Here is a 13,366-nt window from a genome sequence, read left to right on the forward strand (position 1 = left end):
TAGCATCACCACTTCGGCGGCGACACCCTGTTTGCTACACCGAATTTACTATCGGCCGCTTCGCGTCGAGGGGAACGGAAGAAACTCCTGCTCAGAGGCCCGAGTAGGAGTGCAGGCCATTAAAGAATTGGTTCACAATGGTGAAGTTGAAGATGACGCAGAGGTATCCAACGATCGAGAGCCAGGCTGCGCGCGTTCCGGTCCAGCCCCGAGTGGCCCGGGCGTGCAGGTAGCCCGCGTACACTACCCAGATCACAAAGGTCCACACTTCCTTGGTGTCCCAGCCCCAGAACCGGCCCCAGGCCTTCTCCGCCCAGATGGCCCCGAACATCAGCGTGAACGTCCAGCCAATGAAGGCTATGGCGTTGATCCGGTAGGACAGGTTTTCCAGGCTCAGCGCCGACGGCACCAGGCGCATGAAGCCAAGCTTGTCCGCGCCGCCGGCGGCAACGGTCTTCTGCCGGTGTGCCTGGACCAGCTGCAGCGCGGACATGGCAAACGTGAGGGTGAAGAGGGCGGAGGACAGCACGGCGATGGACACGTGGATGATCAGCCAGTAGCTCTGCAGCGCCGGAACCAGGTGGCCCACCGGTGTCCAGTAAGCAACAGAGGCGGCCACCAGCATGATGATGGCCATGCCCACCACGAACGTGCCCAGGAACCTCAGGTCGCGGCGGATCAGCACAACCAGGAACACAGCGACTGCCACAAACGCGCCGGTGGTGAGGAACTCGTACATGTTGCCCCACGGCACGCGGCCCGCGCCCAGGGCCCGGGTGATGACGCCGGCACCGTGGATCAACACTCCGAGAATGGTCAGGGCGACGGCGACGCGCGCCGGGGCGCGGCGTTCCGCGGCGTAGCGCATATCGGCGTCGGCGGTCCGCCCCGCGCCGGAGGCAGCTCCGGCCTGCCCGGCGGAGGACGACGTCGGCCGTTCGGCCCGGCCCGCCGGCCCGGCCAGATGCGACTCGGTCCTGTCAGTGAGCCCAGAAGAGGCCGCGTCTGCAGTACCCACCCCTGCACCCACGGGAACTTTGGACGCCTGCTCCGCCTGGGCCGCTTTGAGGTCAACGGCACGCAGCGCCTTGCTGCTCTTCGCCAGGTCCCAGGCGAAGGCGATGAAGGCCACGGTGTACGTGCCGGCGGCGAGCAGCATAAACAGCTCGCTGTACTGACCCATGGTTTCGTTGATGGCAAAGGGCATTACTGGTCCTTTTTCGGCCCGGCGGGGCCAACTGTGGAGGTGAGCGAGTCTGCGCCATTATCGTCATGGCGGCTGGGAGTTTGCTGGGTGCCGGCGGACGAATCCGAGGATTCATCGGCGCCGGACCCCGGAAGCTGCCATTCCTCGGAGAGGAGCTTGCGGATGGCAGCAGCTTCGGCGGCCAGTCGGTGGTCCTCGCCACGGGCGAGGAGGCCATATTCCACCATGGTCCGGCCGTCCTCGTGCGTTCCCGTGCGGACCCAGACGCGGCGTCGGTTGACGTAGAGGGAGATGATGAGGCCTGCCACAGCCAGCAGGGCGAAGATGAGGGCGTAGAGCTGCCCGGGGTTGTGGTGGATATCCACGCCCACGTAACGCTTCACGCCGTCGAAACTGATGCTGCCCTTGCCGTCCGGCAGCGTGTGGCTCATGCCCGGCGCCAGGGTGATGCCGCCGGCGTCCAGGTTGCGGGCATTCAGCGGGGTCAGGTCCTTGACGTCCAGCTCGAACACGTTCTGCGGCGCGCCGTCGTCCAGGCCAAGATCCCCGTAGAAAGAGTTGAGGGTCAGCTGCGGGTTGATCAGCTCCGGGTCACCGCTGAAGGAGACGCCTTCCTCGGTGATGAACGCGGTGGGCAGGAAGAAGCCGGCAAAGCCGAGCTGGTCGGGCTGCGCATCCGGGACCTTGATCACCACGGACGAGTAGTAGTTCTCGCCCTGCAGCTTGGCCACCACCGGGCCCTGCATGGCCACGTTGCCGGCGCCGTCGCGGATGGTCACCACGGGGGCGTAGCCGTTTCCGGTGAGGTAGATGCTGGTGCCACCCAGGGTCACGGGTTCGTTGACCTTCAGGATCTCCTGCTTGGCCGGAGAGTCCGGTGTTTCCCTGGTGGTCACGTCAGCCGTGAAGTCGATCGGCTGGCCGAACTTCCCCTGGGATTCGCGGTCGAACGTGACGGCAAACTTGTCCAGCTGGATGGAGTACGGCTGCAGCTGGCTGGACTGGAAGTTGGTGCCGGGAGTGAACTGGTCATAGCCCACCAGCGTGTTCACGAAGGTGTCGCCTTCCACCAGGATGCGCTGGCCGCTGTACCCGAACAGTCCACCGACGGCCACGGACACCAGGACCCCGATCAGCGAGGTGTGGAACACCAGGTTCCCCACCTCCTTCAGGAAGCCGCGCTCGGCTCCCAAAGACGGCCGCGCGCCGTCGTCGTCCCTCACCTCAACGCGGTAGCCGCGCTTCCTGAGCAGCCCGGCGGCACTGCGGATGGCGTCCGACGCCGGGAGGCCGGCGTCGGCGGGAACCACCAGCGTGCCGTACTCAGGAAGTCGGGAAAGCCGTTTGGGCGTCCGCGGCGGCTGGGAGCGCATGGCTTTGTAGTGCGCGATGGCGCGCGGAACCACGCAGCCGATCAGCGAGATGAACAGCAGGATGTAGATGGCCGAGAACCAGGCCGAGGAGTAGACGTCGTAGAGCTGCAGGGTGTCCAGCAGCTTCCCGTAGTCCGGGTTGTCCTTGATGTACTGCGTTACCGCTGCCGGGTTGGCCGGACGCTGCGGGAACAGCGAACCGGGCACTGCAGCCACGGCCAGCAACAGGAGCAGGAACAGCGCCGTGCGCATGCTGGTCAGCTGCGTCCAGGCCCAGCGCAGCATCCCCACCGGGCCCAGTGCGGGCAGCGCTGCCTCTGACTTGGCGGCGGCAACGGGGGCCGGGGACTTTTCGTTTGCTTTCACGCGCTCGCTCATCAGATCGGCAACTTCACATCTGTTTGGAACCAGTACTGCAGCCCGGTCACCCAGGCGCCCCAGACGCCACTCGCCATCAGCAGGCCGAGCACGATCAGGATGCCGCCCCCGATGCGCTGGATGGCCAGGCGGTGCTTGCGGAAGAAGGACATCACGCCCATGCCGCGGCGCACCGCAAGGGCGATGAGCAGGAACGGGAGGCCCAGGCCCAGACTGTACACAAAGGCAAGGAAGGCACCTTTGGCGGCCGAGGAACCCCCGGACAGGCTCAGGAGTTGGACGGCTGAATAGGTGGGCCCGATGCACGGAGCCCAGCCCAGGCCGAACGTGATTCCAAGCAGGGGCGCACCCCACAGGCCGGCCGGTGGCCTGGCGTGGATTTTCGCATCACGCTGCAGCCAGCCGAAGCCACCCATGAACACCACGCCCATGATGATCACCAGGACACCCAGGACCTGGGTGATCCACGCGTTCTGCGAGCCAGTGATCATGGTTCCGAGCTGGCCGAAGGCACCACCCAACAGCACAAATATCAGCGAGAACCCAAGCACGAAGAGTCCGATGCCCACAAGCATCCGGCCGCGCTTCTGCCGTTGTAAATCCACGCCGCTGAGACCGGTGACATAGCCCAGGTACCCGGGCACCAGGGGCAGCACGCATGGCGAAAGGAACGAGACCAGTCCGGCCAGCAGGGCCACCGGGATGGCAAGAAGGAGCGAGCCGTTCAGGATGGCTTCGGCGAAGGGGCTGTTCACGGTCCGGAGCCGCCGCTACTCTGCCACTGCGGCGGCAATGAGGGCCTTGAGGGTGCCCTTTTGGATTTCGCCCAGCACCCGGGACGCGACTCTGCCCTGCTTGTCCAGCACCAGCGTGGTGGGGACGGCGCCAGGCGGGACCAGTCCGGAGACGGCCAGGAGGACGCCGCCGTTCTTGTCGTCGAAGCTGGGGTAGGTCAGGTCGAACGTCTTGTCGAAGGCCTCGGCGGTGGCTTTTTCGTCGCGGAGATTGACGCCGAAGAACTGCACGCCCCGGTCCTTGAACTCCTGGTGCAGCTCCTCGAGGATGGGCGCCTCCACCCTGCAGGGGGCGCAGGCGGCAAACCAGAAGTTCAGGACCGTCACCTTGCCCTGGAAGTCGGCCGGGGCCACCGCTGTGCCGTTGAACAGTGTGCCATTGACGGCGATGGCGGACTTACGGTCGGCCGCGGCAAACTCCGTTACCGACCCGTCCCCGGCAACATAGTTCTTGTTATCGCCGGCTTTGGCCTGTTTGGCGAGGGCATCTTCCTGCGCGCACGCAGACAGGCCAAGGGTCAAAGCGGTCAGTGCGGCGCCGCCGGCGGCCAGCACGGCACGGCGGGACGCTGGGACGGAAGCTGCCGGGGCTGGGGCTGCCGGGCCCCGGGCTGCTATGTCCGGGGTGGCCCGGGTGTCCCGGGAACGGAAGAGTGCCATGGTCAGGCCCCCGGGGTGCTGGCGGCACCGGGAAGAAGGGCGGCAGCAGGCTCACTGTATACAACGCGCAGGAGGGAGCCGCCGTCGTCGAACACCAGGGAGGTGATGGACGTCAGCGTGCACTCGCGTTTGCGCGGATCATGCCAAAGAGGGCGGCCCTCGGCGCTGAGGCGGGTGGCCCAGATGGGAAGCTGGTGGCTGACCATGATGGCCTCGGGTCCGTCGGTTCCGTAGTCACCGCCGGCCAGTTCAATGGCGCGGAGCCTGGCGTCCTGGACCGCGGCCTGAACGCGGGCCGCCTGGGCCTTGTATGGCTCGCCCCACGACGGCTTGAGCGGATTAACCAGGTGCGGCCAGTGCTTTGGTTTGCGGAGCTCCGCCTTAGTGACCTTCATGCCCTCGAAGTAATTCTTGGCCTCGATGATGCGTTCGTCTGTGTGGATGTCAAGGTGCAGCGCCTCGGCCGTGGGAGCCGCCGTCTCTTGGGCCCGGACCAGCGGCGATGCCGCAAGGTAGGTGATCCGGGCACCCCGTGCGGCGCGCTCCCTGAAGTGCGCGGCGAGGGTCTGCGCCATCTCCCGGCCCAGTTCGGAGAGGTGGAATTCGGGCAGCCTGCCGTACAGAACGCCGTCGGGGTTGTGGACCTCGCCGTGGCGGAGCAGATGGACAGTGGCTTGGGGCATGTTTACCAGTTTCTCAAAGATGGCGTGTGATCCGAAATCTTCTACATCCAGTAGAACTGAAGATTTTCAAAAAATGTTCCGAAAGCGGGAACAAAAGATGCAAATGCATGTTTATACTGGATGCAGCAGTTAGTTGATACTTCAACAAATGAAGCGTCAACCTTTCCAGCACTACCCGACGCACTTCCAAGGAGAAACACCATGTCACTTCCCGCAGACATCACCACCGGCACCTGGACCCTCGACAACTCGCACAGCGAGATCGGCTTCACGGTCCGCCACGCAGGCATCAGCAAGGTCCGTGGCCAGTTCAAGGATGCAGCAGCAACCTTGGACCTGGCTGACAACGTGGCAGACTCCAGGATCAGCGCCACCATCCAGACCGCAAGCTTCGACTCCGGCGATGTGAACCGCGACGGCCACGTCCGCGGCGAGGACTTCTTCGACGTGGAGAAGTTCCCCGAAATCTCGTTCGCCTCCAACGGGCTGGTGGCCAAGGGCAACACCTACGAGCTGACCGGCGACCTGACGATCAAGGGCGTTACCCGTCCCGTCTCCCTGGAAACCGAGTTCAACGGCGTGGCCGTGGACCCGTTCGGCAACACCCGCGCCGGCGTTTCCGCGGAGACCACCATCAGCCGCAAGGACTTCGGCCTGACCTGGAACGCCGTGCTGGAAGCCGGCGGCGTGCTGGTCAGCGACAAGGTTGCCATCAACCTGGAGCTCGCCTTCATCGCACCCGCAGCCTAGTATTCAGCAGACTGCGCCCGGCCGCGGATCCTTCGGGGATCCCGTGCCGGGCGCAGCACTTTAACCGGCACACCCCCGCCCAACTGAGTAGCAGCAGGTGTCCTTTTGAGCCCTCAAACCGACATCAGCTGCTACCTGGTTGGGCGCGCTCATCAGGGCACTTGCCCCCTGCGTTCCCGCCAGCAGTCCATCCTGTGGAAAACCCTGCCGTTCCCCGCGATTCCGCCCCGGATCTCCTAGGTAACAGGTACTGCGCGGTCTACAGTGAGAGCCATGACCAACCCTAGTGAAGTACCGCAGCCTGAGCAGCCGGGCGCCAAACCGCCTGCCAGCAACGTTCCTCCCGTCGGCTCCCAGCCGCCGCAGGGTCAGCAGCCACCACCACCGGGATACCAGGCCCCCAGTCAGGCCTACCCGCAGCAGGGCCAGCCAGGCCCGCCCTACCCGCAGCAGGGCCAGCCAGGCCCGCAGGGTGGTTTCCACTTCGAGATGCCAACCGACGGCCCCCGGAACTTCAACGATGTGCTGCCCGCCGGCGGTTTCAAGGGCATGTTCAACGTGACGGGGCTTCCCATCGAGCTCAAGGTCTCTTACTGGATCTGGATCATTGGCGGCATTCTGGGCGTCCTGGGCGGGCTCCTCGGCCTGTTTGCGGCGCTGGCATTGTTCACCGTGGCGCCTGCAGCGGCCATGCTGGTCCTCCTCCTGGTCCTGGTGGCGCTGGCCATAGCGGTCGCCCAGATTGTCCTCGCCCTGAAGATGAAGGAAGGGAAGGAGTGGGCCCGGCTTGCCCTCACCATCGTGGCCGGCGTTTCGCTGGTCCTCTCCGTGATCGGCGGCAGCGTGGGCGACGGGATCGGCAACAACTGGTTCGGTTTCCTCATCAGCGCCGCGGCAGCCGTGCTGATGTGGCTGCCCAACTCGCAGGCATGGTTCACCGCCGTCAAGGGCCGCGCCTGAGCATTCCGGTTTCAGTCTCGTCCGGGATGGCTGCAGCCCGGCGTTCAGCCTGGCCGCTGCCTTCCCGGAAGCCGCATGTTTTGACTGCCGGACGGCTGAATGAAGCCGGAATACCTCTCCGGAATGACCCGCTATGGGACTGCCCGGGGGTACGGTGGAAGTAAGCCTTGCTGGGGGTAGGGCCAGTGTTCCGATCCCGGCAGCCGATCCGCACTTTCGACCTGCAAAGGACCGCTCATGAGTACGCCCCCAGTCCAGCCTCCCAACGCCAACGAGCCGGAGTCCGGCGGCCAGCCTCCTGCTCCGCGCTACGGCGAGAATGCGCCCCAGTCCGGCCAGCCCACTCCGCCCGCACCGCAGTACGGCCAGAACACCCCGCAGTACGGCCAGAACACCCCACAGTTTGGCCAACCGGGCTCCCCTGCACCGCAGTACGGCCAGAACCCGCCGGCGTACGGTCAGAACCCGCCGCAGGCCCCAGCCTACGGCCAGCAGCCGTATGGCCAGCAGTACGGGCAATCCCCTTACGCGCAGTACCCGTCCGAGCAGCCGTCTCCAACGGGCCCCAACGGAATTCCCCAGCTGGTCAACATTTCGTTCTGGCTGCTGGTGGCCTCCGGCGTTATTTATGTCATCGCTATGCTGATGGGCATTGGCCAGCTGGACGATCCGCTGATGCGGCGCACCTTTGAAGATGCCATGGCGAGCGGTGGTGCAGCCGGCGAGGTATCCTTCGAGGATCTCAAGGGCTTCATTGCCGGCACCCTGGTGGTCTTCGCCATCATCGGAGCCGCCCTGTACGCCTTGGTGGCCATCTTCGTCCGCAAGGGCAAGAACTGGGCCCGGATCCTCGGAACCGTGTTCGCGGCACTGTCCATCTTCGGCCTCTTCCAGGTACCGAGCATCGGAACGCTGGGAACGCTGATGGGCATCGCAGCGATCGTCCTGCTCTACCTGCCGGCTGCGGCACCCTACTTCCGCAAGCAGCAGCCGTTTGCCAACCCTTATGGCCAGCCCGGAAACCCGTACGGCCGCTAGTCCCACGGTCAGCCGGAAGCCATTTCCGCCCTGATCAACAAACAACCACACCCAGCGGGCGTGGATCCCGGAGCCGCCGGATTGCTAGGCGGTCTGGCCCGGGGTCTGCGCCCGCTGCGCGTGGTAGGCGAGGATCTGCAGCTCGGTGGCCATGTCCACCTTCCGGAGGTTAACGCCGTCGGGCACCTGGAGCATCACGGGTGCAAAGCTCAGGATGCTGTGGACCCCCGCGGCAACCACGCGGTCGCACACGTCCTGCGCCACGGCGGCCGGTAACGCCAAAACCACCATGTTGGCGCCGGTGCGCTCCAGCACGGGTTCGAGGTCTGCCACGTCGCTGACGCGCAGCCAGCCCACTTCGTTGCCAACCACCATCTGGTCGGCATCAAAAATAGCCACGACGTCGAAACCCCGGGACTCGAAGCCGCCGTACCGCGCGAGCGCCTTCCCCAGGTTACCGGCACCGACGATCGCAACTTTCCAGTCGTGGGTCAGCCCCAGCGCTGCGGCTATGTGACGGCTAAGGTACTGGACCTCGTAGCCCACGCCCCGGGTGCCGTAGGACCCCACGTGCGAAAGGTCCTTGCGCAGCGTGGCCGAACTGACGCCGGACGCTTCCGCCAAGGACTCCGAGGACACGCGTTCCACGCCTTCGGCCAGCAAGGTATTGAGCGCGCGAAGATACAGCGTGAGACGGGCTACCGCCGCCGGCGGAATCTGCTTGGCAGCCGCGGTCCTGTCGTCCTGCGCGGGTTTGTCTTCCGCCGCAGGCTTGTCAGCCCGCACGTCGGGCGCATCCGGGGCGCCCTCGACTGCTTGAGGAGATGAATCCAGTGAAGTCATTATCCCCTCCCTTGCGCCGCGTTGTGGTTCCACTCTAGAGCCTCGCGCCTGATGCCAACAAAGACTGTGCCATGCCCGAAACCGCAGCCCTACTGCGCCATGGCGCGCTGCAGGACGCGCTCCAGCCGGGCTTCATCTATCTTCCAGAAATCGCGCTGGATGCCGTCCACCAGCACCACGGGGATCTCCTCGGCATAGCGGTCACGCAGCTCCGGCACGTCGTCTACGCGCTGTTCCGCCCACTCAAGGCCCAACGAGGCAGTGACCCGTCCGACGGCGTCGCGCGCGTCCGCGCACAGGTGACAGTCGGCTTTGGTGATGAGGACAACCTGCGGTTTTGCCATGCTTTAACCGTATCCCCTTTGGGGCCGGACACTGCGGCGCGCACGGCGGCGCGACAGTAGCGACCCCACGCATTGACTAGACTCGGGGACATGCCCGAGGAGAAGTACGTCGCTGTCGTCACCCAGCCGGCTGCGGTGCCGCAGACCGGTGAGGCGGCGTTCTTCGACGTGGACAACACCCTCATGAAAGGTGCCAGCCTCTTCCACGTGGCGCGCAAAATGCACCAGCGCGGCACATTTACGTTGACGCAGGCCGCCGGGTTCGCTTGGAAGCAGTTCAAATTTGTGACGCGCGGCGAGAACATGGACGACGTCCATGCGGTCCGCGATTCGGCCCTGAACCTGGCCGCCGGCATTACCGTCGAAGACGTCAAGGCCCTCGGCGAGGAGGTCTATGACGAGATGATCGCCTCCAGGATCTGGCCGGGAGCGAAGGCCCTGGCCGAGCAGCACCTGCGCGTGGGCCGGAGGGTCTGGCTGGTGACGGCAACCCCCATCGAAGTGGCAACCGTCATCTCCACACGGCTGGGACTCACCGGCGCGCTTGGCACCGTGGGCGAGGTGGCTGACGGCATGTACACCGGACGCCTGGTGGGCGACATCCTCCACGGCTCCGCGAAGGCTGTGGCAGTCCAGGGCATCGCCGACATTGAAGGACTGGACCTCAAGCGCTGCTGGGCCTACAGCGACTCCTACAACGACATCCCCCTGCTGACCCTGGTGGGACATCCTGTAGCCATCAACCCGGACGCGAGGCTCCGCCGGCACGCCCGCGACAACAACTGGCCGGTCTATGACTTCCGCTCCGGCCGGCGCGCCGCCACGCTTGGGCTGAAGTTTGCCACGGCCGGAGGCGCCGTCTACGGCCTCTGGCGCGGCTTCTCCCGGATCCGCGGGCCCCGCATCTAGGTAGCAGCAGATGTCGCTATGAGGGCTCTTACGGACATCTGCTGCTACCTAGTTGGGCAGGGCAAACAAAATGCCCGCTGCCGGGAAGGCAACGGGCATTTCACGCAGTTCGAAGTATCTCTACTTCTTATTGCGGCGCTGGTGGCGCGTCTTGCGAAGCAGCTTGCGGTGCTTCTTCTTGGCCATACGCTTGCGACGCTTCTTAATAACTGAACCCACGAAAGTTCCTCACAAACTAGATGCAGTACCTGTCTGATGGAAAAGGTCCGTGGACAGAGCTACAGACTGAAACAACTGACAGATTCTTACAATGACGTAAAACGTTCCTTAACAGGGTACCGCTTATCCGGGGCCCCCAAGGACAGGACGGTTCAGGCGGTCTCGGAGTGGCCGTCCACAACAGCGCCCTTAAGGTACTGCTCAACGGCGCTTTCCGGCACCCGATACGAACGGCCGAACCGCACTGCGGGCATTTCACCTGAGTGGACCAGCCGGTACACGGTCATTTTGGAGACGCGCATGACCTCGGCCACTTCGGCCACGGTCAGGAACTTCGCGTTCGAGAAGTTCTGTTCTGCGGACATTTCCCTTATTCCTTTGCTGACGGATGGACAACATGACCCCAGGTTTATGCCATTGCGGTGTGCCGATGCTGAGCCATCCACCAACCATGTGCTAGATACTCTAGAGGTTCATGGGGCTGTTGTGAAAGTCACGGCGGGTAATCATTTCCCCGTGCGGCGCTTGCGCGCCGACGATGCCAGCTGGTCCAGCACGGAAACGGACACGTCCCATTCCATGCAGGCGTCGGTGACGCTCTGGCCGTAGACAAGTTCCGAGCGTCCGGCCGCGTGTTCGGCGACGTCCAGGTTCTGCGCACCCCCCACCAGGAAGCTCTCCAGCATAACGCCGGCGATGGCTTCGGCGGAGCGCCCGCCGTCCTCCAGCTGGGCCCCGATTTCCAATGCCACTTCGGCCTGGCGGTGGTGGCTCTTGCCACTGTTGGCGTGGCTGGCGTCCACGATCAGCCGCGGGTTCAGCTCCTTGCCGGCGAGCTTGCCGGAGGCGCTTTCGACGTCGGCCGCGGAGTAGTTGGGCCCCTTGCGTCCACCGCGAAGGATGACATGGGTGTCCGGGTTACCGGCGGTGGCCACCAGGGCTGCCCGGCCGTCGCCGTCGATGCCCAGGAACGCCTGCGCGGCGGCGGCCGCACCGCACGCGTCGATGGCGACCTGGAGGTCGCCGTCGGTTCCGTTCTTGAAGCCGATCGGCATGGACAGGCCGGAAGCCAGCTGGCGGTGGATCTGGCTTTCCGTGGTGCGCGCCCCGATGGCGCCCCAGGAGATCAGGTCCGCCATGTACTGGGGGCTGATGGGTTCGAGGAATTCGGTTGCTGTGGGGAGGCCCAATGCGGTGACCTGCTGCAGGAACTGGCGGGCGGTCCGGAGCCCGGTCGCCATGTCGTGGCTGCCGTCCAGGCGCGGATCGTTGATGAGGCCCTTCCAGCCCACGGTGGTCCGCGGCTTCTCGAAGTAGGCCCGCATGACGATCAGCAGGTCTTCCTTGTGCTTTTCCGCCTGGCTCACCAGCCGACGGGCGTATTCCAGGCCGGCCTTGGGATCGTGGATGGAGCAGGGGCCCACGATGACCAGCAGGCGGTCGTCCACCCCGTCCATGATGGCCCGGACTTCATCCCGTCCCCGTTCGACGACGTCCGTTACGCGGGCATCCAGCGGCAGCTCGGCGATGAGGTCCTGGGGTGTGGGCAGCGCAGTGAACTCGCTGACGCGCAGGTTGGACGTGGATTTCGCGGCCGGTGCGGCGCTGGATGCTGTTGCGGTGCTCATGTTCGGGTCCTGTTCCGGGAGTGGAAGCGGGCCCAGATCAGAACCCGCCGGGAAATGGCGAAGGGCAGAGAAGGATCTCTGCCCTGTTGGCTCTGAAGGAAAGTTGGATGCGTGTCAGTTAGACGCGGGCCCCTCCAGAGCCAACGAAAAATACGCATACCAACGGTTAGTCATGCCATGAACCATAACCGTAAGGCGCCGCGGTCGCAAAACGCGTTACGAAGTTTTCCGGGACAGGCTCACCACCAGCTCCGCGTGCCTTTTATCCGTCAGCCGGTACCAGCACATGATGCCGACGGCGGCCAGCACCAGCGTGCCGGGCAGCAGCCCTGCCGCTGCCCGTATGGCCAGGACTGCTGCATCAGACTGCTCCGCCACGCCCGAAGCGTATCCGCCCCAGGCGAGTGAAAAGGCGACCAGGGCGCCGCCAAAGCCCATCCCCAGCTTCCTGGTGGCGGCCAGAAGCGCGTAGTTGATGCCCTGGACCCGGACTCCGGTTTTCCACTCACCGTATTCGACGGTGTCGGCGATCAGCGCCCAGGTCACGATGCTGACCGATGCCGAAGCAAGGAGCCCCAGGACGAGGCCGGCCAGCCCGATCAGTGGCGCATCCGCGGGCGCCAGGAAAACCAGTATGCCGCCCAGCGCTCCGAACCCTCCGCCTACGCTGTAGACGGCCCGTTTGCCCCATCGCGCCACGGGACGCGGCATGAGGACGGCCAGCGTAAGCGTGATCGCTACCTGGGCGGCCGCCATCGCCGGGAACAGGTCCACCCGGGACAGGACATCGCGGAGGTAGAAGAACTGGGAGGCGCCTGTGGCCGTTGTTCCGGTGACAAAAAGTATGGAGCTGAGGCACAGGATCACCAGCGGGGAATTTGCCTTCAGGGCCGCCATGCTTTGGCTGAGGGTGATCTTCGGGACGCTACTGGGGACCTGCTCAACGCAGACGGCGCCGGTAAGGAAATAGAGCAGGGAGCCCACGATGGCGAACGCAAGGGTCAGCCAGGTGAAGATCTGCTGCATGTCGTTCCCGGCACCGAGGAGCGGGGCGATGAAGAAGCCGAGGCTGGCGCCAACGGACAGCCCGCCGATGGTCCGCGCACCAGCGAGCCGTGCGCGGTCTTTGGCGTCCTGGGTCATGGCCCCCACCAGGCAGCCGTAGGGCACGTTGACCATGCTGTAGGCAACGCACACCAAGCCGTAGGTGCAGTACGCGTACAGCAGTTTCATCGACGGGTCGACGTCCGGTACGTGGAACACCGCCACGCTCAGCAGCAGGGGAATAAAGCCAAACATCAGGAACGGGCGGAACTTGCCCCAGCGCTTGCTGTGCACCCGGTCCACAATCCGGCCGGCGGCGATGTCCGCGAACGCATTGAATATCCGCGCAACAAGCAACAGGGTGCCTGCCGCCGCCGCACCGATTCCCGCGACGTCCGTGTAGTAGACAAGCAGGAACATGTTCCCGGTACTGATGATCATGCTGTTGGCTGCGTCGCCGGCGCCGTAGCCGAAGACGCTGAGCCTGCTGAGTTTCTTCATTGCTTCTTTTCCTGCCCGGGTTCAGAAACCGTTTT

15 protein-coding genes are annotated in these 13,366 nt (G+C 64.9%); 4 read left to right on the plus strand and 11 right to left on the minus strand.

Going from position 1 to position 13,366, the window contains the following annotated elements:
• Nucleotides 1-91: 91 nt before the first annotated feature.
• The 5 genes from ccsB to AU175_RS20795 form a co-directional block, all read right to left on the minus strand.
• On the minus strand, nucleotides 92-1,207 hold the full coding sequence (ccsB, locus tag AU175_RS20775) for a c-type cytochrome biogenesis protein CcsB (protein WP_066294095.1): 1,116 nt from the start codon (nucleotides 1,205-1,207) through the stop codon (nucleotides 92-94).
• On the minus strand, nucleotides 1,207-2,958 hold the full coding sequence (resB, locus tag AU175_RS20780; protein ID WP_066294098.1) for a cytochrome c biogenesis protein ResB: 1,752 nt from the start codon (nucleotides 2,956-2,958) through the stop codon (nucleotides 1,207-1,209). The genes ccsB and resB overlap by 1 nt, the downstream gene beginning before the upstream one ends.
• The gene (locus AU175_RS20785; protein ID WP_066294105.1) at nucleotides 2,958-3,713 is read right to left on the minus strand and encodes a cytochrome c biogenesis CcdA family protein; all 756 of its coding nucleotides are present in this window, start codon (nucleotides 3,711-3,713) and stop codon (nucleotides 2,958-2,960) included. The genes resB and AU175_RS20785 overlap by 1 nt, the downstream gene beginning before the upstream one ends.
• Before the next feature lie 15 nt (nucleotides 3,714-3,728).
• Complete coding sequence (locus AU175_RS20790; protein WP_066294627.1) at nucleotides 3,729-4,307, minus strand: TlpA family protein disulfide reductase; 579 nt, start codon at nucleotides 4,305-4,307, stop codon at nucleotides 3,729-3,731.
• A 107-nt stretch (nucleotides 4,308-4,414) separates the two neighbouring features.
• The gene (locus AU175_RS20795) at nucleotides 4,415-5,095 is read right to left on the minus strand and encodes a histidine phosphatase family protein (protein ID WP_066294111.1); all 681 of its coding nucleotides are present in this window, start codon (nucleotides 5,093-5,095) and stop codon (nucleotides 4,415-4,417) included.
• Between the two features lie 201 nt (nucleotides 5,096-5,296).
• On the opposite strand from AU175_RS20795, the gene AU175_RS20800 reads away from it, so the two are divergent.
• The 3 genes from AU175_RS20800 to AU175_RS20810 all read left to right on the plus strand — a co-directional run bounded on the left by AU175_RS20800 (nucleotide 5,297) and on the right by AU175_RS20810 (nucleotide 7,843).
• Nucleotides 5,297-5,845: a YceI family protein gene (locus AU175_RS20800; protein WP_066294113.1), complete on the plus strand. Its 549-nt coding sequence runs from the start codon at nucleotides 5,297-5,299 to the stop codon at nucleotides 5,843-5,845.
• A gap of 273 nt (nucleotides 5,846-6,118) precedes the next feature.
• The gene (locus AU175_RS20805; protein WP_231938681.1) at nucleotides 6,119-6,805 is read left to right on the plus strand and encodes a hypothetical protein; all 687 of its coding nucleotides are present in this window, start codon (nucleotides 6,119-6,121) and stop codon (nucleotides 6,803-6,805) included.
• A 237-nt stretch (nucleotides 6,806-7,042) separates the two neighbouring features.
• On the plus strand, nucleotides 7,043-7,843 hold the full coding sequence (locus AU175_RS20810) for a hypothetical protein (protein ID WP_066294120.1): 801 nt from the start codon (nucleotides 7,043-7,045) through the stop codon (nucleotides 7,841-7,843).
• An 84-nt stretch (nucleotides 7,844-7,927) separates the two neighbouring features.
• Here AU175_RS20810 and AU175_RS20815 read toward each other — a convergent pair whose 3' ends face one another.
• Nucleotides 7,928-8,686: a redox-sensing transcriptional repressor Rex gene (locus AU175_RS20815; RefSeq protein ID WP_066294123.1), complete on the minus strand. Its 759-nt coding sequence runs from the start codon at nucleotides 8,684-8,686 to the stop codon at nucleotides 7,928-7,930.
• 89 nt (nucleotides 8,687-8,775) lie between these two features.
• Entirely contained in the window at nucleotides 8,776-9,030 is a 255-nt protein-coding gene (locus tag AU175_RS20820; protein ID WP_066294124.1) for a glutaredoxin family protein, read from the minus strand.
• A gap of 90 nt (nucleotides 9,031-9,120) precedes the next feature.
• Here AU175_RS20820 and AU175_RS20825 point away from each other — a divergent pair, with 90 nt between their 5' ends.
• The gene (locus AU175_RS20825) at nucleotides 9,121-9,939 is read left to right on the plus strand and encodes an HAD family hydrolase (RefSeq protein ID WP_066294126.1); all 819 of its coding nucleotides are present in this window, start codon (nucleotides 9,121-9,123) and stop codon (nucleotides 9,937-9,939) included.
• 120 nt (nucleotides 9,940-10,059) lie between these two features.
• Here AU175_RS20825 and AU175_RS21520 read toward each other — a convergent pair whose 3' ends face one another.
• The 4 genes from AU175_RS21520 to AU175_RS20840 all read right to left on the minus strand — a co-directional run bounded on the left by AU175_RS21520 (nucleotide 10,060) and on the right by AU175_RS20840 (nucleotide 13,331).
• Complete coding sequence (locus AU175_RS21520) at nucleotides 10,060-10,158, minus strand: 30S ribosomal protein bS22 (RefSeq protein WP_003792170.1); 99 nt, start codon at nucleotides 10,156-10,158, stop codon at nucleotides 10,060-10,062.
• 152 nt (nucleotides 10,159-10,310) lie between these two features.
• Complete coding sequence (locus tag AU175_RS20830; RefSeq protein ID WP_058931377.1) at nucleotides 10,311-10,523, minus strand: helix-turn-helix domain-containing protein; 213 nt, start codon at nucleotides 10,521-10,523, stop codon at nucleotides 10,311-10,313.
• A 141-nt stretch (nucleotides 10,524-10,664) separates the two neighbouring features.
• On the minus strand, nucleotides 10,665-11,786 hold the full coding sequence (locus AU175_RS20835; protein WP_066294131.1) for a 3-deoxy-7-phosphoheptulonate synthase: 1,122 nt from the start codon (nucleotides 11,784-11,786) through the stop codon (nucleotides 10,665-10,667).
• A 216-nt stretch (nucleotides 11,787-12,002) separates the two neighbouring features.
• Nucleotides 12,003-13,331 carry a glycoside-pentoside-hexuronide (GPH):cation symporter gene (locus tag AU175_RS20840; RefSeq protein ID WP_066294133.1) on the minus strand — a complete coding sequence of 443 codons (1,329 nt, stop codon included), beginning with the start codon at nucleotides 13,329-13,331 and terminating at the stop codon, nucleotides 12,003-12,005.
• Between the last annotated feature and the right edge of the window lie 35 nt (nucleotides 13,332-13,366).

This window comes from Arthrobacter sp. B6 (genome assembly GCF_001663775.1).
Classification (GTDB): domain Bacteria; phylum Actinomycetota; class Actinomycetes; order Actinomycetales; family Micrococcaceae; genus Arthrobacter.